Consider the following 19,703-nt stretch of genomic DNA (forward strand, 5'->3'; position numbering starts at 1 on the left):
TAAAAATATGAGCATAACAAAGAAAACCATTTTAGACGTATCCTTCATCAATAACTAATATATTTTGTATATACCTAACAAGTTGAAGCCTTTACACTCCTAAAAAAATCACACCTACATTTAATCACTAAATATTCATATTTATAGTGATTTTTTTACTTTCAATCATGGTAAAATATTTATAAGAAATGAATGTGCTAGGAGGGAGCTAAAATGGGTACACTCGGATCAAACATTAAAATGTACAGAATGCAAAAAAAGCTAAGCCAGCGGGAATTGGCTATGAAGATTCGTGTCGGTACTGGTACGATTGAGAAATATGAATCTGGTGCACAACTCCCTGACACCCAAACAATTTTAAAAATATCAACTGTACTAGATATCCCAGCACCAGAACTGTTAGAACAAATTTATCAAATAAATTCGGGGTTTGACGAAGAAATTGAACACCTTATAAAAGAAGTTGGCACTGAAAAATCAAAGCTCATATTACGTAAAGCAAAAGAATTTAGCGAGGAAGATTTCTTAAAAGTGATGCAAATGCTTTATGATATAAAATATGAACAGAAATAACAAAATGACGATAGATTTTAACCGCACTTGAACACATACTACGATTATTATCTTACACAAAATATATTCAGACAAAACCATAATGGTTTTGTCTTTTTATTACGCTCTATTGGCAACCTTTGTTGTTATTTAATACCTTAATATCAAATTAGGAAAACAACGATTGATAAGAAACAACTTTCTAATAATGGCTATGCAGCCAGCCAAGTTAGCTATTTATAAAGCGATTAATACGTTTGATTGCTTCTTGCAATTGTTCCATTGATGAAGCATACGAACAACGGATATGCCCTTCTCCGCTCTCACCAAACACATCTCCAGGTACAACAGCGACCTTTTCTTGTATCAATAATTTTTCAGCAAATTGTTCAGAGGTCAACCCAGTACTTTTTATGGAAGGAAATGCATAAAATGCTCCCCCTGGTAGATGGCAATCGAGACCGATATCGACTAATGATTGCACAAAGTAGTTACGACGACGTCTATAGCTTTTTTTCATTCCATCAACATCCTGACGTCCATTTTTTAATGCTTCAATCGCACCGTATTGAACTGGAGTCGGTGCACACATCATGGAATACTGATGAATTTTGAGCATAGCCTGTAAAAGTTCAGCAGGAGCAGCAACATATCCTAATCGCCAGCCTGTCATTGCAAAACCTTTAGAAAAACCGTTTATTACAATCGTACGCTCTCTCATGCCATTTACATTTGCTATACTATAGTGCTGCTCATCGTAGGAAAGTTCAGAATATATTTCATCTGATATAACTACTAAATTGTACTGATCAACAATTTCTGCTATAGCTTCAAGCTCTTCTTTTGTTAACACCGCTCCTGTAGGATTGTTTGGTGAGCAAATCATAATCGCTTTAGTTTTCTCAGATATCACTTTTTCAATATGCTCTGGCTTTAGCTTAAATTGATCAGTTTCCGTTGTTTGTATAGCGATTGGTTTACCACCAGCTAATGTAACTAATGGTGCATACGAGACAAAACTCGGTTCAACAACAATCACTTCATCTCCTTGATTAACAATAGCTCTTAAAGCAAGATCAAGAGCTTGACTTGCTCCAACTGTAACAAGAATCTCTTGATCTGGGTTATACTGGAGCATATATTGGCTCTTTAAATATGATGCTATTTCCTGTCTCAGTTCAATTAACCCTGCATTAGCAGTATATGACGTATACCCTTGTTCCAATGATAGTATACACGCCTCACGTATACTCCACCCTGTCACAAAATCAGGTTCGCCAACCCCTAATGAAATAACTCCATCCATACTAGCAGCTAGATCAAAAAAACGACGAATCCCAGATGGTTTTACACTTAAAACTGTATCTGATAAAAATGATTTTTCTGTATGAATCATGGTGACACCACGATACGCTGATCTTTATCATCCTGATCGAACACTGTACCATCATGTTTATATTTTTTTAACATAAAATGAGTCGTCGTTGAGATTACAGAATCAAGTGTAGACAACTTTTCAGAAACAAAGTTGGCGACCTCTGGCATTGATCGACCTTCAATGACGACTGATAAATCATACGCTCCACTCATTAAATAGACAGATTTCACTTCCGGATAACGATATATACGTTCAGCAACTTCGTCAAAACCAACCCCACGCTTAGGAGTTACTTTTACGTCGATCATTGCAGTTACATTTTCGAGACCGTTGACTTTATTCCAATCTATCATTGGAACATATTGGACAATAACTTTAGAATTTTCTAATTTTTTAATACTTGCTTCAACTTCCTCTGTTGACAAAGAAACCATTTTTGCGATTGTTTGCGCAGGTAAACGACAATCAGCTTCTAGAACCTCAAGAATCTCAATTTCTTTTTGTGATAATTTCACGCATATCTCCTCCGCTTTTTTACGTATACACTGTTAGAATTTCTTCTGTTAATTTATTTATTATAGCATTTCGGCAATTAATTCGTTAATACCTGAAATGCAATATGAACTTGAGTACCTTCTCCTACTTTACTGTAAAATGATATATTTCCATTATGGGCTACAACAATTTGTTTAACAATCGCTAAGCCGAGGCCGGTTCCTCCATCTTTCCGAGTACGCGCTTTATTTATACGATAAAACCTTTCACCTAATTGATTTAGATGCTTTTCATCCATTCCTATCCCTGTATCTGAAATGATTAGCTCACATTGATTATTTTTTGCTTTCTTTAACTGAACTGAAATATTACCACCTTTTTCAGTATAATGAATAGCATTATCTATAAGGTTATGAATGATTTGTTCAATACGATCTTCATCAGCATAAATAATAATTTCTGGATCCAACATCATGTTAAGTGAAATTTCACTTTCAAGCAAAATTGGTTCGTAAATTGCTAACGATTCTTCAATTAATTGTGAAAATACTAGTGGTACCTTTGTTAAGTTGTACACACTACTCTCTAGCTTTGATAAGTCAAGTAAATCATGCACGAGTCGTTGCATTCGAGCAGCCTCACGATGAATCAATTTAAGGTATCGCTGTACATCCTCCTGTTTTTTTACGACGCCATCGACAATTGCTTCACTATAACCTTTTACATAACTAATAGGTGTGCGTAACTCATGGGAAACATTGGCTAGAAATTCTTTCTTACGCTCATCCTCTTTTGCAATAGCACATGCCATATCGTTAAAAGCTTGTGCAAGCTTACCGATTTCGTCATTTGTTGTAATTTCTACTCGTTCTGTATAATTCCCCTTAGACATGTGTTGGGCAGCTTGCTCAAGTTGCTTGAGCGGCTTAATCAGTTTTGTAATAATTTTCCTTCCAATGAGAATGGATAAAATGACAAATAAAATAGCAACTGGAATCCATAAGTTAGTAATATCATTGATCATATCAGTAATATTCGCTAAAGGGGTATATAAATAAACAATGCCTTCTAGTCTATTTCCATCTAATAGAGGAATGATAACACCTAAAATTTGATGTCCCATTTTTTGTTCATATCCTATTTTGGATATGTGTTCACCTCTTAATAGTCGCTCTCTATCTTCTTCATCAATATAAGATTCATAATCAATATCAAACGGTAGACACGCACTTAATTCTCGAGGGTTTGTTATTAGCAACACTTCCGGCTCAGACATTTGGTTGTACCAATTAATTTGGTCAATAAATTGGTCTGTTATTTCTCCACCATTATAATTAGTCGCAAGTTGAGAGCCTTCTTCTTGAAGCGTTTTTCTTACATTTTCAACATAGTATTTTTCATAAAAATAATTTGATAATATATATGAAAAAAAAATTGTCCCAATAATGGCGAGACTAATAGTAATCCAAATTTTATGTGCTAACGTCAAATTCCTGATCATTGTAAACATCTTTTCACACCTCTAACTTATAACCGATACCCCATACAGTTCTAATCGAATCTCCAAACTCACCCAACTTTATTCTAAGCGTTTTAATATGTGTATCGACTGTTCTTACACCACCCTTATAATCAAAGCCCCAAACCCCTTCTAATAATTGCTCTCTACTCAATGCTTGACCTAGATGTTTACAAAAGAATAACAATAAATCAAACTCTTTAAGTGTTAACCCAATAGAGCTACCATTTATGCGCACTTTGCGACCTTTTTCGTTAATTTCTAATGAGCCAAATTTAACAAATAAACCCTCTTCATTATGCATGCCTTGATTTGTTCTACGTAAAACTGCATCAATTCGAGCAATTAATTCACTTGGACTAAAGGGCTTTACAATATAATCATCCGCCCCCATTTTCAAACCGTATACACGATCCCACTCTTCACCTCTAGCAGTTAAAAAGATAATCGGTATGTTGGAGGTTTGACGTAGCTTCTCGCAAAATGTAAAGCCATCGATATCAGGCATCATTACATCAAGAATGATGATATCAATATTAGTCTTATCGAGTATGTTAAATGCCTCATTACCATCAGATGCATGGTATGTTTCAAAATTATCGCGCTCAACATACATTTGAATAAGGTTTCTCATATCCTCTTCATCATCAACGATCATTACTTTCTTCTTCTCAGTCATCATCGTTCACCTTCTCTTTTAATTAATTGAAATGGCCCTTTGCCTACTTTGATAGTGCTTGTTATTTCCATTGTTTTTTGGTCAATAACATACACCTCATCACTATCATAGCTGGTAATATAAAGCTCATCATTCATTGCAACCATTTCAACAGGATTCACACCTACATTTATTGCTGATATCTCTTCATATGTACTTGGATTGAATTTGCGAATCATGCTTGATCCATGACTGAGGACAAAAATCCCCTCTTTTGTTTCTGAGAAAAATATTGGCATTGTTGGAGCTGCAATTTCCTCCTTCAGTTTTCCTGATTCTAGTGAAAACACGCTAATATTCGTCTCAATTTTATTTGCATTACCATGCCCCCCTAGCCACAATTCTTTTTCCGCTTCTCGTAATAGTCCTCCAGTAGGCAAAGGATTTATGTTAAACGTATCGATAACCACATTATGAATAGCATCTATGACGGATAAACTTGTATCATCTATATTAACGACATATATTCTTTCTCCATCATTTGATTCAAACATACTAAATGGACGCTTCCCAATTTTTATTTCATTAAGCTCCTCACCAGTTAGAGAAAATTTTCGGATAGAATTTCTATTTTGGTCAACAAGATAAATACTGTTTTTATCAGAGGAAAGAATTCCATTTACAATTCCTGTTCCAGTTTTCCAAGGGGTTAATTCTTTCCCTGTGGATAATTCATACAAATAAGCACTTTCTTCATTCTTCCCATATAACATTAGTGTATCTTGATCAGGGAACATCAGCCCTCCTGTAACTGCTCTATTTATTTCCCAAGACTCAGTCTGTTCCTTATTAGAAATATCTATAAAAGATAGACTTGCATCCTTTATATTTACCGATAGTACAGATGATTGATGAGGGTTAATTGGCTTAAATTGTTGTGTGTTACTGCATCCTACAAGTAAAATGATTAGCATAACAGTAAGCATCAATAATTTTCGTTGAAACATATTTTTCACTCCTATATAGGGTTCAAACAATGAATCTTAGTTTGTATAATGAGTTATAGGTGGAATCTGTCAATCAGTCAAATAAGAATCCAACCTGCTATGTTCAAATATACTTAAGCTAATAGTTGTTCTTGCAATCATTATACATTTAAATTGTGTTCAAACAGTGAAGTTCATCTGCTATTGTTTAAGCAAATGGTTCTTAGTTCAACAACTAATTGACTTAATCAAGATGATTCGTATGCCTTTGAACCGGTGTATAAATATTTACATACTCTAAAAGCAATGTTGTTGCTCGTACTAAGAAATTAAACACGCACACAACTAGCGTTCGTGGCATCTTTTCATCTTTACAACGATGACTAACATATAAAACCACTTTTTATGGTGCTAATTTAAAACAATAGCAAAGAGTTTACAAAAAGAGCCTTTTTAAAAAGAAGTATACTAAAAAGAGGTAGGTGTGAAGAGCATGGATAATCATTTTTTTGATCAAGTCACTGATCGGAGACATTCAAATTCTATTAAGTGGGATGGTACTAAACGTGTTTTTGGTGTAGATGATGTGTTGCCAATGTGGGTTGCAGATATGGATTTCAAGGCACCCCCACAAGTATTAAAAGCAATACAGTCTAGAGTAGAGCACGGTATTTTTGGCTACTCAGAACCACCTCTATCAACGAAAAAAGCTATTCAAAAATGGGTAAACAATAGGCATCATTGGAATATCCGAGATAGCTGGATAATTTACTCGTCAGGTATTGTACCCGCATTGGCAACTGCCATAGAAGCGTACACAAAACCTGGGGATAAGGTTTTGATGCAAACACCAGTCTATCCACCGTTCTTTGACCTAGTCATAAAAAATAACCGAATTCCAGTCTATCATTCTTTTGATTTAGACGATGGCAAATTCGAAATTAACTTTGACAAACTAGAACAATTAATTGATAAACAAACAAAATTGTTCTTTCTATGCAATCCTCACAACCCTGGTGGAAAAGTTTGGACTAAAGGTGAGCTAACAAAACTTGGTGAAATATGCTCATTACATAACATTACCATTATCTCAGATGAAATTCATTCAGATATTATTTTAGCAGGCACCCATATTCCAATTGCATCAATTGATGAAAAGTTTGCTCAGCGAACTATTACTTGTATCGCACCAAGTAAAACATTTAACCTTGCGGGTCTTCAAACAGCTGCTATTATTACACCTAATACTCAGCTAAGATTAGCTTTTCAAAAAGTACAACAAAGGCAAGGGTTTTATACAGTAAATGCACTGGGCATGGTTGCTATGGAAGCAGCCTATCATTATGGAGAAGTTTGGCTAGAGAGCTTGATTGCATACTTGAAGGAAAATATTATGATTGTTGATCGTTATCTCAAACAACATCTACCTAGCCTAAAAATGATTAAGCCCGATGCTTCATATTTGATCTGGATAGATTGCCGTAATCTACACATGACAGATGAACAACTTAAGAGAGAATTATTAGTAGAAGGTAAACTAGCTTTGGAACCAGGCAGTAAGTTTGGTATTGCTGGTAATGGATTTGTTAGAATGAACATTGGTTGCCCAAAACAAACTTTATATGATGGATTAAATAGACTAAAGAAAGCACTAGGATAAGTAACAAACATTTATAAAATCCTTTAATTTTACAAGCAATTATTTCATGTATTTCTTTTAAAATCAGGTGGGGTAAATTCTCCACCTGATTTACATATCAACATTTATTAATGACTTTTTTGTCTCATTTTGTTCCCTAAATCACTAAGTAACAAGTATGTAAAAACTAAGTGTTCACGGCACCTTTGCTTCCTTATCTACTTACTGTGGTCATTTAATCACACTAGCAATTTTATAATATAACACTAAACAGCAATCTTAGTTATCATCCATTTATTCCTCTTCCTTCTCTTCTTTATCTTTTTCATTTTTATCAGATGTTTCTTCACCTTTGCTTTGCTCTTTAGAAATAACCCCACAAGCAATTCTTTCACCTGCATCCCCTGCTGGCTGACTCATTCCATCATCCTTATCTTGATGAATAACGAGCGCTGTACCTTCCATAGTAAGTAATGAATTTTTATCTTCTTTTAACGTAACTTCTGGGGCAGTAATATCTACTTTTACATTTCCATCATCTTTAACGGTAATATTGGGTAAGTCTCCTGCATGTGGGCCTTCAGGCTGTAACAGACCATGGTCTTTATCTTCTGGATTAAAATGATTACCCGCTGACTTAAAATCTGGAGGTTCACATTTACCAGTTTCATGTATATGTATTGCATGCTCGCCTTCAGGTAAGCCCTCTAAATCAAGCTCTATTTTTACACCTTTGCTTTGCTCTGAAAATTTTGCTGTTCCAAGTGAATCTCCATCAGCATTATACATTTCTACATCTACCTTTGTTGGGTTTTCTTCTGTACAACCTATCGTCAAAACAGAAATAAATAACAAAGGAAATAGTACTTTATACATTGTTACCTCCAAAAACACATTTTTCTTATATATTTCCCGCTATCCATTCCAAATATACAAAGGCTTATTGCGTAATTTTCTTGCTTTTGTAGCTAAATTAGAAAAGCTACTAATGGATTTATTCCGCTGACATCATCGTTAGAATAGAAAAGATGCCACATGAGCTTAGTTTAAACATTTTTTTGGATAGTACAAAAAAATAAGGCGATAACAGCCTATACAAAAAAAACCTACTGAAATTTACTCAGTAGGGTCTTTAATTTGGTGTTTCTCCTCTAATATTTTTGCTCTTTGTTCCTCACGTGCTGAAACTTTTTTAAATATAACGAATGTGACAAAAGCACCGATGGCAAATATAACAAAGGTTAACACTGCCGGTATATACTCCGTTTTATCTTCAGGGAAATACAAAAACAAATATAAAATAGCGAGTATTTTCATCTACACAACCCTTTCCAGCTACTCAATCACGCTAATTGATTCGATAATTACCGGTTCAATTGGTTTATCATTCTCTCCAACTTCAACGTTAGCAATTGCATCGACAATATCCATTCCTTCTATTACTTGTCCAAAAACAGTATGTTTAAAATCTAAATGTGGGGTTCCACCATTTTCAACATAGTATGCGATTATTTCTTTAGGAAAACCTGCTTTTTCCAATTCCGCTTCAAACCCAGAAGTAAGATTCTTATTTTGAACGATAAAAAATTGACTACCATTCGTATTTGGTCCACTGTTTGCCATTGATAGTGCTCCTCTAATATTAAAAAGCTGACGTGAAAATTCATCTTCAAAAGGTTGACCGTAAATACTCTCTCCGCCATACCCATTCCCTTCTGGGTCGCCACCTTGAATCATAAAATCATTAATAACTCGATGGAATGTTACTCCATCATAATAGCCATTTTCACTATGTGTAAGGAAATTTTCAACTGTCTTTGGCGCCATCTCTGGAAATAGCTTGATTGTAATTATACCCATTGTTGTTTTCATTTCTACAACTGGAAAATTTGTAGTCTCATCCGATAATTGAGGATACTCAACCTGATCCTCAGTTTCTTCTTCGTTGTTTTCTTCTTGTTGTTCATCATTTTCCTCATCGACTTGTTCTTGTTGTACTTGATCTGATGAAGTATTTTCCTCCTTCACTTCCGCAGTGCCACAGGCAGCAAGTATGAAAAATAGACTTGATATCATAACAATCATTTTTTTCATGGTTTTAGTCTCCCTCTTTTTTTATATCAACTATTATCATATAAAAAAAGCAAGTCCACCACCAGTAAAAACTAATCTTTTGTCAAGATGCACTTTTTACTTCATAATTAAAATTAAATATGAAAGCTCTTTTCGTATACTTTGTTGCTATATTATTTGAATGATGTTGGTTATCTAAGTATGTCATCATTTTTACGATGATTAAATGCTACATAAGCTAACCTTGATAAACTAGAAACAATGCGAAAACAGCAAATATAAATGAATGGAGGAATCAGTTTTGACACAAAATCACTTCCAAACCGGCGACATTGTTACGGCGATATATAAGACTGGGAAATATGTTGGAGAAATTACTAACATTCGGGAAAATCATTATTTAGTCAAGATTAAAGCTGTTATTATCCACCCAATGCAAGGGGATCTACATAATCCTAAACAAATTAACGTCCCATTGTTTCATGAACGTCGCGCGTTAGCCTTTGGTGAACAAGCAAATATCCCCAAGAAGATGGTAAAGCAATATAACGGTAACATCCTAGACTATGAAAAATCTTTACGCACAGCTCTTGAGCTTATGAAAGAACAACTGCAAGAAGACAACAGTGCATGGGCACTTCAAAGTATTGATAACTTATTAAATCTAGAAAAAGAATATTTTTAAAAAGGGTCTGTCACCACGGTTATTTTACAGCTAAAGAATGTTACAAATACCATTTGTAACCATGTGCCAATATTAACATAAATAACACCCGGTTATGCTTTAATCATAGTTAACATGAGTACCCTAGATAACCTCTAACCTTAAGAGTCCATTAATTTCTTTTAAGCATCTTTCTTTTAAAAAGGCTGTTTTCGCATTGATTGTTGCTTTTCGTTCAAAGGTATAGGCACGTATACACCTAGCGTTCGTGGCATTAGCTCTCATAAAACTCATCATACTGTCGAATTTTAGTGAAAATAACAACAAAGTTTACGAAAAGAGCCTAAAAATAGCTAAATATAAGCAATTTTCCGTCAACTTAGCGATCGTATTAAATGATTTCTTTCTGTAGCTTTCTCATATATAATATGTTGATAACAATATCTTACATCTAAGAGGTGTTTGTCATTTCAATTAAAAATAGAAATCTACTAATCATGTGGTTTGCAAACTTTTTTGTTGCTGCAAGTGCCACAATGATCATGCCATTCTTATCCCTTTTCATTGAAACGATGGGGGATTTTTCTGCTGACTATGTACAACGTTGGGCTGGTTTTGTATTTGGAATAACTTTTTTAACTGCTTTTTTTATGTCTCCCATATGGGGAAGGTTCGGAGATAAACATGGTCATAAAAAGGTTCTGTTAATATCGGGGTCAGGAATTGCGCTATGTACTCTATTAATAGCATTTGTTCAAAGTGTTGAGCAACTTTTTACTTTACGTCTTTTGATGGGCGTAGTGACAGGCTTTATCCCCACCTCCTTAGCTCTTATATCTGCACAAACTCCAAAAGAAGAAGCAGGTAAGACTTTAGGCACATTACAAATGGGTACTGTTTCAGGTGGGCTCTTCGGTCCTTTGTTAGGTGGTTTATTAGCTGATTCAGTGGGCTTCCAATATACTTTCATTCTTACATCAGCTGGTATATTACTAGCTACGATCGTCGTTTTACTTGGAATTAAAGAAGTTAGACAAAGTAAGAAGAAAGATAAACAACAAACATACTCTAGAAAAGAGGTACTTACCCATATCTTACACCAGCCAATACTCATTACCATTCTCTTAGTAACTACGTTGATCCAAATTGCGAATTTCAGTGTTCAGCCTTTGCTAGCATTATACGTCATTGACCTTACCAATGGATCAAATATAGCATTTTTGGCAGGTATGGCTTTTTCTGCAACGGGCTTCGGCAACTTACTAGCAACAAGACAGTGGGGTAATTTAGGTGATAAAATTGGTCATGAAAAAGTACTTGTCCTTCTGCTAGTATTTTCTTCTATTACGTTTATTCCTCAAGGATTTGCACATTCATTTTGGCAGCTTGTTGTTGCTAGATTCATTTTCGGTATAGCAGTAGGTGGTTTAATCCCCTGTACAACTGCATATATCCGTCAAGTTGCACCAGTTGCTATGCAAGGTGAAGTACTCGGATACAATGTTAGTTTTCGGTTTTTAGGTAATGTCATCGGACCAATGATGGGTGGCGTGTTATCTGGTTATTTTGGCATATCTTCTGTATTTTTTACTACTTCAGTATTATTTTTACTTGCTGCATTTATACTGTGGGGAGCTATTCATTATGTAAATAGACACTCCGAAAAGGCTCACTATTCATAGTGAATAGATTAGTTTTTTTCAAAATGCTGTTTTTGCATTAATTTGATTGCTGCTTTTCATCTATAGATATTAGCACGTATACAATCACATTCGTGGCATCTTTTTCTACATTTAATATTAAAGAGTTCTCATAATAATGTTCATTTTTAGGAAAAATAGTAACAAAGGTGACGAAAAGAGCCTTAAGAAAAAAAAATATGTTCATAAATGAACCAGGCTAATAGCCTACTTTCTTCCTATATAAAGAGAGGTTATTAGCCTAAAAAAAAACAAAGAATAAATTTATTCTTTGTTTGAGTCTAACAGTAAAAACACATATAATGTTCTTTAGAGAACTGAGGACATAAGGAGGAAAGTTATGAAAAACGTTGTCATTCATAAAATGGTGAAGTTTATTTTAACCGAAGGACACCTTAAGGGCTACTGGGATAAACATGGTCATGATTTAGATTTTGGTTCTTTAACGAATGAGCAACTCGTAAGCTTGGCGAAAAAAGTTTTGAATAATGCCTCTCATAGTCAACTTGAGCAACATGTTGTTGGCCGTGGCTGGCGGACGGAAGATGAAACAGTTGGAAAGCTTTTACTGGAAGATAATTCAGAAAAAGATGAACATATTGAAGTGATTGATACATCCGTCTCTGGCTCTAAATCAAAAAAACTACTAATCGACAGATTGTTAAAAGTCGATTGTGAGAAAGGCGACTTTTCTTTTTTTGTCGAAGACTTAAATATTGATGTAACAGCACTTGTATGTCCAAAATGTGGTGGAAAAGTTATCGCTGACAACTAGAAGCTACAGATAAATATTAGAGGAGTGAATATCATTGTATGAAGCAGTAACAACGGGAGTAAGTGACTTCCAATATTTTGCAGCTATTGCGATATTTCTAATATCGTATGCATTTATCATTACAGAAAAAATTAACCGTGCTGTCATCGCCCTTTTAGGTGCTGGATTAATGATCTTCTTAGGCATTGTTGATTTAGAAGCAGCTTATGAGCACCATATTGAATGGGAAACTATTACCTTATTAATTGGTATGATGATTCTTGTTTCTATTACGAGTCAATCAGGAGTTTTCCAATATGTTGCCATTAAAACGGCAAAACTAGCTAAAGGGAAGCCGATGAATATCCTACTTGCGCTTTCGCTGTTGACTGCAGTAGGCTCAGCATTTTTAGATAATGTAACGACAGTATTACTAATCGTACCTGTTACATTTTCTATTACACGAATTTTGAAAGTAAATCCAGTTCCTTTTTTAATTTCAGAAATCATCTTTTCGAATATCGGTGGTACTGCAACACTTGTTGGTGACCCTCCGAACATTATGATTGGTTCAGCAAACTCACATTTAACGTTTAATATGTTTTTAGTTAATTTAGCTCCAATCGTGCTTGTAATTATGGCTGTTACTTTTGTTATTATCTACTTTATCTATCGAAAACAAATGAAGGCAGACCCAGCTCTTATTGATAAATTAATGAACTTAAACGAAAAAGATTACATAAAAGACACTGTTTTAATGAAAAAATCATTATCAGTGCTTCTTTTAACAATCTTAGGTTTCTTTGTACTTCATAGTATCTTCCATATTCCTGCGGCAGTTATTGCAATGGCAGGAGCAACATTGTTAATGCTAATTGGTGTGAAAGAGCATGATTTAGAAGAAGTGTTTGCATCTGTTGAATGGGTAACAATCTTCTTCTTCGTAGGTTTGTTTACATTAGTAGGTGGACTTATTGATATTGGTTTAATTGGAAGCTTAGCTGAAAAAGCACTAGAGGTAACAGGTGGAGATATTGGTACAGCATCTCTTTTAATACTTTGGGTATCAGGTGTTGCTTCTGCAACAATTGATAACATTCCTTTTGTTGCTACGATGATTCCATTAATTCAAGATATGGCAGTTGGAATGGGCTTAACTCCAGCTTCACCGGAAATAGATGTATTATGGTGGTCACTCGCTCTTGGTGCTTGTTTAGGTGGAAATGGTACACTTATTGGAGCATCTGCAAACGTGATTGTAGCTGGTATGGCATCTAGAGAAGGTAAAGGATTTAGCTATATTGAATTCTTAAAAATTGGTGCACCGATTACAATCGTTTCACTTATCATCGCACATGCATATGTTTGGTTGAGATTTTTATAATATCTAAAAGCCTTTTTAAGAGGAGATTGGTCACTTATTATTGATCAATTTCCTCTTTTTATTGCGTTGGGGGTAATCATAAAGCTTTGTTGCTATTGTTAGTAATTAGTAAACTAGTTAAGACACATATCACACAACAGTCATCGTTTTAAAGAAGAAAAGATGCCGCGAACTCGCATTACATACCGTATTTTTGCTTAATACGAACAACTACAATTAGTTCGAAAACAGGTTTAGCTAAGGCTCTTTTCTTATACTTTTTGCTATTGTTATTAAATTTAAACAAGTGCTTAGATGTATTAAGCTATGTCGTCTTACAAGAAAGAAAAGATGCCACGAACTCGCATTATATATCGTATTTAATTACTTAGTACGAACAACTACAATTAGTTCGGGAACAGGTTTAGCTAAGGCTCTTTTCTTATATTTTTTGCTATTGTAATTAAATTTAAATAGGTGCTTAGCTATATTAAGCTATATTAAGCTATGTCGTCTTACAAGAAAGAAAAGATGCCACGAACTCGCATTATTTACCGTATTTAATTACTTAGTACGAACAACTACAATTAGTTCGAGAACAGGTATAGCTAAGGCTCTTTTCTTATACTTTGTTGATATCTAAGCTAAATTAAAGCAGCTAGATGGTTATTTTTTATACAATGTAACACCTCAACAACACCAAATGATTACGCTTTATCACAACGAAAGAATACAGTGAAAACACACTTCATTTGTAGCATCACATAATTTCCCACAATTCCTTGATAATTCTTTGACAATATTGCCTATAATATAAAATATAAGTAATGTCTAAGCCCACAATGTCACGATTGAAAAGGAGGTTAGCCCTTTTCTTAACACCTAAGAAAAAGTTATAATGAAAATACCTTAAGGGGCGTAAATACATACGCCTCTTATGGTTGTGAAGACATATATGAGGAGGCTTTTTCCATTGAGTTATTCAATATATCTAGTTGAGGATGAAATGAATTTAAACCAAATATTAACAACGTATTTACAAAATGAGGGGTGGCATGTAACATCGTTTCATACAGGACTTGACGCTAAGAACTCAATTAAAGAGCAGCCAAACCTATGGATTTTAGATATAATGCTCCCTGATATAGATGGCTATGAATTAATTAAAGCCATTAAAGAGCATGATGAGCAAACACCGGTTATTTTTATTTCAGCTCGTGATGAGGATCTAGACCGTATCATCGGTTTGGAATTAGGAAGCGATGATTACTTAGCTAAACCGTTTTTACCAAAGGAGTTAGTTATCCGCACAAAAAAGCTATTAACTAGAGTTTATGGCAAGCAAACAGTCCATAATGCCATTCATTATGGAAATTATGTGATTAACGAAGAAAAGCGAACCGTACACATAGAGAATGAAGAGGTTGTACTATCATCAAAGGAATTTGATTTATTATTATTGTTCGTTAAAAACATAGGCCAAGCATTTTCCCGTGAACAGGTTCTTGATTATATTTGGGGGAGTGATTACTTCGGTTCAGACAGAGTTGTTGATGATTTAGTACGGAGAGTTCGTAAAAAGGTTACAGAATTGCGTGTAGAAACATTATATGGCTTCGGATATCGAACGGTTGAATCAACATGAAAAATTGGCCCCTGTCAATTCAAATTTCTATTGTATTTGCTGGATTAATCATTTTTATCGGAGTGACATTAGTTACATTTATTCCTAACACATTAAACTCTTTTTTTACAAACGAAATTTTCACGACAATTGAAAACTCACAGCTACAGATGACCAATGATTATACACCTTCAGAAAACTCACTTGAACAACAACAAAGTGAACAAAATGCGCGCTCCGTAAACCACGTTGTGTTAGATTTTAAGGGGAACATTGTAGAAAACGCTATCCTTCCAAAACAAACATTAGCCAACATGTACATTAATGCTCGGAGACAAAAGGAAGGAACTGCTCGTTATGAAACCCTTGTTCAAGGACAGACAATCTATTACACGATTAGTAAAATACAGATATTGCGACAACCAAGGGTTGTTGAACAAGGTTTTATTATTTCTTTTATGTGGGATTCATACCGTAAAGAGCTAGTGCACACACTATTTTCTCGGTTAGTACAGTTAATGTTATTCGTCTTAATTGGTGGACTCTTATTAGCATTTTTGTTTGCAAAATGGGTATCAAAACCTATTGTTCAAATGAAAGAGCATGTACATCATATTGCAAACAGACAGTGGGATGAACCAATGGTTGTTGAACGACGAGATGAAATAGGAGTTTTATCTCAATCGATAGAAAAAATGAGAGTACAGCTAAAAGAGCAGGATACAGCGCAACAAACCATGCTTCAACACGTATCTCACGATTTAAAAACACCTGTGATGGTCATACGAAGCTTTGCTCAAGCAATTCGTGACGGAATTTATCCAAATGGTACGATAGAACAAACTGCTGAAACGATTGAAAACGAATCGAAAAGATTGGAAACAAAAATCAAGGACTTACTGTATCTTACTAAGCTCAATTATCTCGCCCAGCAGCAAACTATGGATGAAACATTTAACGTAAAAGAGATCATTGAAGAGGTTTATTCGCAATTCCAGCTTCAACGTTCAGATATTCAATTTGAACTATCTCTTTTAAGCATTACGATAACTGGTGATCGTGAGCAATGGAGAATAGCCTTTGAAAATATTATTGATAATGCCTTAAGATATGTGAACAATATAATCAAAATTACTATGAATAGAGAATATGGACAAATAATTATTTCAATTTGGAACGATGGACCCACTATTCCAGATGATGAGATCGAAGACTTATTTAAGCCCTATACAAAAGGTAAGCAAGGAAATTTTGGCCTTGGGTTGACCATTGTAAAACGAATCGTAGATATACACAATGCAGAGATTACTGTCTTTAATAGAAATCATGGTGTGGAGTTTTTATTTCGAATTCCTCTATCGAAAAATGAATAAGTTATTTTTTTCGCAATAACACCACTGCAAATAACAGATAAAATAAAAGAAATATAAGGACTGGGATAACTACCTTAAGTTCCACCATTATAACTCTCCTTATCACTTTGTATGAGGGACCACACCCTTAGTTTAACAAACAGTATTAAGGAGAGTATAAACCATTTGTAAGAATATTATTAAGATGGTTAATTTTTGTCTCGTCCTCCATTCCTAATATATATGTCGTAAGTTTCCTTCCTTAAAAACAATGACAACTATACAATCTAGAAATTTAAGTAAATAACAACAGAACCTCATACATCTTCTCGAAAAAACAAAATTCGCAATATTTGACATTTTTCTTCGTTTAAAATATAATAAATTCTGGGAATATATTTTTTCCGAGGAGATCGATATATGACAATGAATAAATTTAACATTCATTTAAACAAAGAAGAACAACAATTCTCTGTTTTTACTTTTATCGCTTCTGTTATTTTTATGATAGCAGTGTTTTTTTTTAATAATACCCATGTCATCTCTGAACAATTTTACTTTCCTATTTATATTATTGTCGGATTTATTTGTATAGCAGTTACCACTACTATCTCAACACAAAACGGATTTATTCCTCCCTCAAAAATGTCACGGCGACAATTATACATAAGTACTACTTTTTGGACTCTCTCATTATTAAATCTATTTAGACTCTTGTCTTATGATGGAATGCCTCAGTTTATAGTCACCCATTCCATAGAAACTTCTGCATGGTTCTGGATAATCATCCAAGTGTTATTAGCTTCATCATTATTTGTTATTTATTATTCTAATGATTTAGTACTGATCACACCTAAAAAGTGGATTATTTATAGTATTTCTACACTAGTATCAATTATCTTATTTATGTCACTTTCTAAATGGGCTATTCATTTTCCTAAGTTATACGACATGAATGGTGGCATAACACCGATACATAGACTTTTAACATACTTTGTATGCTTGTTCTATTTTGCAACTATTGTTATACTCCACAAACGTTACCGATCTGTTAAGATGTATTCATATTTAATAATCATAAACGCACTAATCTTATTTATACTGGGTCAATTGTTGGTCATTTTTTCGCAATATCACCATGATTTCATAACCCTTCTTGGACACATATATTTTCTTATCGGAACTCTTTTCATGTTGAAAGGAATATACCTTACAACAATAGCAGGGCCAATGAATCAACAGCGAAGAGTAGAAAAGGCACTCTATACAAATGAAAAAAAATTATCCGTTATTGTTGAAACAATTCCAAGTTCAATTATTATTGTAAATCGAGAGGGCGACCTTACATTTATAAACCCTGCCTTTGAAAACTTAATTGGTTTAAAAAAAGAAGATATTCTACAAAAAAACGTAGCTGATCCTTTTTGGAAAATATCCAAACTAGATGGTACACCCATCCTTAGTAGTCAATTTATTTATGAACCCATATTAGCAACCAAAACTGCTATTATGAATAAACACTGCTTTCTTGAACATAGTGATGGTCATAAACTAGTTCTTTCTGTTAATGCTGCTCCTATATTTGATGACAATCAAGAAATTACGAATATTATATATTCACTAAATGATATTACTGCTTATTGGAAAGCCCAAAACAAGATTAATGAACTTGCTTTTTACGATGAATTGACACACCTACCCAACCGACAATTATTTATTAATAAAGTCAGTCAAGCAATAAAGAATCAGTTACTCGGCAAGAATATTGTCATATTGTATATAAATTTAGATCGCTTCGAAAACGTAAATCATTCGCTTGGACATGATTTAGGTGATTTGTTTTTACAAACGATTGCCAAAAGGCTTAATTCATTAACAAATGATCAAATTTCGGTTGCAAAGGTTAGTGCTGCTTTTGCAGTCTTGATTGAGGACATTCATGAACAACATGCAGATCAATATGCACAAGATATATTATCAACAATCCAAGAACCAATTGTAGCCAAAGGCTTCACCTTCCATATTACAGCTAGTATTGGTATCTCAATATATCCAAAACATGGAACAGATGTAGACACTCTTATAAAAAATGCTAGTACTGCACTATACAAGGCAAAAGAGGTTGGGAATACATATAAGACTTTTGATCAAGAAATGACGAAAGAGGCATATGAACAGATCATGATCGAAAGTGAATTAAGAACTGCTATTGAAAAAAATGAATTAACATTGCATTATCAGCCTCAAATTAATGTTCTATCTGGAGAAATAGTTGGTGTAGAAGCATTGATACGATGGGTTCATCCACAAAAAGGGTACATATCTCCTGCAACTTTCATTCCTATTGCTGAAAAGACAGGATTAATCGTACCTTTAGGACAATGGGTATTAGAAACAACTTGCCAACAACTGAAAAAATGGCATAACAAAGGATTTAATACATTAAAGGCATCGGTTAATTTGTCAATGCGCCAATTTTTTCAACATAATCTAAGGGACACAGTTCAACATGCTTTAATTAAGTCACAGCTTGACCCACATTTCCTAGAACTAGAAGTAACAGAAAGTGTAACAATTGATATAGATAGAGCACTTAATGTACTTGATGATTTAAAAAAAATCGGGGTTCAAATCGCAATTGATGATTTCGGAACAGGTTATAGTTCTCTTAGTCATATAAAAAATTTTCCAGTAGATAAATTAAAAATTGATAAATCTTTTATATGTGATATAACAAATAACCCGAAGGATGCTGCTATTGTCTCTAGTATTACAACAATGGCCCAACAGTTAAACCTTAAGGTCATAGCAGAAGGCGTTGAAACTGAGGAACAAGTAAAATACTTAAATAAATTACGATGCCATACAATTCAAGGTTATTACTATAGTAAACCTATAACAGCAGAGTCTTTTGAAGATTTGCTAAAACCTAAAGTATCATAAGTG

At 34.1% G+C, this 19,703-nt stretch carries 17 protein-coding genes; 9 read left to right on the forward strand and 8 right to left on the reverse strand.

Annotation, left to right across the window (positions count from 1 at the left end):
- The first annotated feature begins 213 nt into the window (after positions 1–213).
- Positions 214–573, forward strand: coding sequence for a helix-turn-helix domain-containing protein (locus tag JM172_RS05095; protein ID WP_214481017.1), 360 nt, complete (start codon positions 214–216; stop codon positions 571–573).
- 208 nt (positions 574–781) lie between these two features.
- Here the strand turns inward: JM172_RS05095 and JM172_RS05100 are convergent, their stop codons facing one another.
- From JM172_RS05100 to JM172_RS05120, 5 genes are all read right to left on the reverse strand, one after another.
- Entirely contained in the window at positions 782–1,948 is a 1,167-nt protein-coding gene (locus tag JM172_RS05100; RefSeq protein ID WP_214481018.1) for an aminotransferase, read from the reverse strand.
- Entirely contained in the window at positions 1,945–2,445 is a 501-nt protein-coding gene (locus tag JM172_RS05105) for an Lrp/AsnC family transcriptional regulator (protein ID WP_214481019.1), read from the reverse strand. Before JM172_RS05105 ends, JM172_RS05100 begins: the two co-directional genes overlap by 4 nt.
- 77 nt (positions 2,446–2,522) lie before the next feature.
- Positions 2,523–3,935, reverse strand: coding sequence for a sensor histidine kinase (locus JM172_RS05110; RefSeq protein ID WP_352222933.1), 1,413 nt, complete (start codon positions 3,933–3,935; stop codon positions 2,523–2,525).
- A gap of 4 nt (positions 3,936–3,939) precedes the next feature.
- Entirely contained in the window at positions 3,940–4,626 is a 687-nt protein-coding gene (locus JM172_RS05115) for a response regulator transcription factor (RefSeq protein ID WP_214481020.1), read from the reverse strand.
- Positions 4,623–5,609, reverse strand: coding sequence for a YncE family protein (locus JM172_RS05120; protein ID WP_214481021.1), 987 nt, complete (start codon positions 5,607–5,609; stop codon positions 4,623–4,625). Before JM172_RS05120 ends, JM172_RS05115 begins: the two co-directional genes overlap by 4 nt.
- Positions 5,610–6,081: 472 nt before the next feature.
- Here JM172_RS05120 and JM172_RS05125 point away from each other — a divergent pair, with 472 nt between their 5' ends.
- Positions 6,082–7,248, forward strand: a complete 1,167-nt coding sequence (locus JM172_RS05125; protein ID WP_214481022.1) for a MalY/PatB family protein — start codon at positions 6,082–6,084, stop codon at positions 7,246–7,248.
- Between the two features lie 273 nt (positions 7,249–7,521).
- On the opposite strand, the gene JM172_RS05130 is transcribed toward JM172_RS05125, so the two are convergent.
- The 3 genes from JM172_RS05130 to JM172_RS05140 all read right to left on the reverse strand — a co-directional run bounded on the left by JM172_RS05130 (position 7,522) and on the right by JM172_RS05140 (position 9,321).
- Positions 7,522–8,103, reverse strand: coding sequence for a superoxide dismutase family protein (locus tag JM172_RS05130; RefSeq protein ID WP_214481023.1), 582 nt, complete (start codon positions 8,101–8,103; stop codon positions 7,522–7,524).
- Between the two features lie 240 nt (positions 8,104–8,343).
- Positions 8,344–8,544 carry a hypothetical protein gene (locus JM172_RS05135; RefSeq protein ID WP_214481024.1) on the reverse strand — a complete coding sequence of 67 codons (201 nt, stop codon included), beginning with the start codon at positions 8,542–8,544 and terminating at the stop codon, positions 8,344–8,346.
- 18 nt (positions 8,545–8,562) lie between these two features.
- Positions 8,563–9,321, reverse strand: a complete 759-nt coding sequence (locus JM172_RS05140; protein ID WP_214481025.1) for a peptidylprolyl isomerase — start codon at positions 9,319–9,321, stop codon at positions 8,563–8,565.
- A 280-nt stretch (positions 9,322–9,601) separates the two neighbouring features.
- On the opposite strand from JM172_RS05140, the gene kapB reads away from it, so the two are divergent.
- The 7 genes from kapB to JM172_RS05175 all read left to right on the forward strand — a co-directional run bounded on the left by kapB (position 9,602) and on the right by JM172_RS05175 (position 19,700).
- On the forward strand, positions 9,602–9,985 hold the full coding sequence (gene kapB / locus JM172_RS05145; protein ID WP_250886520.1) for a kinase-associated lipoprotein KapB: 384 nt from the start codon (positions 9,602–9,604) through the stop codon (positions 9,983–9,985).
- 476 nt (positions 9,986–10,461) lie between these two features.
- Complete coding sequence (locus tag JM172_RS05150; protein ID WP_214481027.1) at positions 10,462–11,646, forward strand: MFS transporter; 1,185 nt, start codon at positions 10,462–10,464, stop codon at positions 11,644–11,646.
- 358 nt (positions 11,647–12,004) lie between these two features.
- A complete protein-coding gene (locus JM172_RS05155; protein ID WP_214481028.1) occupies positions 12,005–12,439 on the forward strand; it encodes a hypothetical protein in 435 nt (144 codons plus the stop codon).
- A gap of 34 nt (positions 12,440–12,473) precedes the next feature.
- Complete coding sequence (locus JM172_RS05160) at positions 12,474–13,802, forward strand: ArsB/NhaD family transporter (protein WP_214481029.1); 1,329 nt, start codon at positions 12,474–12,476, stop codon at positions 13,800–13,802.
- A gap of 952 nt (positions 13,803–14,754) precedes the next feature.
- On the forward strand, positions 14,755–15,426 hold the full coding sequence (locus tag JM172_RS05165) for a response regulator transcription factor (RefSeq protein ID WP_214481030.1): 672 nt from the start codon (positions 14,755–14,757) through the stop codon (positions 15,424–15,426).
- The gene (locus JM172_RS05170; protein WP_214481031.1) at positions 15,423–16,778 is read left to right on the forward strand and encodes a sensor histidine kinase; all 1,356 of its coding nucleotides are present in this window, start codon (positions 15,423–15,425) and stop codon (positions 16,776–16,778) included. The genes JM172_RS05165 and JM172_RS05170 overlap by 4 nt, the downstream gene beginning before the upstream one ends.
- A gap of 399 nt (positions 16,779–17,177) precedes the next feature.
- Positions 17,178–19,700: an EAL domain-containing protein gene (locus JM172_RS05175; RefSeq protein ID WP_214481032.1), complete on the forward strand. Its 2,523-nt coding sequence runs from the start codon at positions 17,178–17,180 to the stop codon at positions 19,698–19,700.
- Positions 19,701–19,703: the final 3 nt, after the last annotated feature.

Origin of the sequence: Bacillus sp. SM2101 (assembly GCF_018588585.1) — a bacterium.
Lineage (GTDB): Bacteria > Bacillota > Bacilli > Bacillales > SM2101 > Nanhaiella > Nanhaiella sioensis.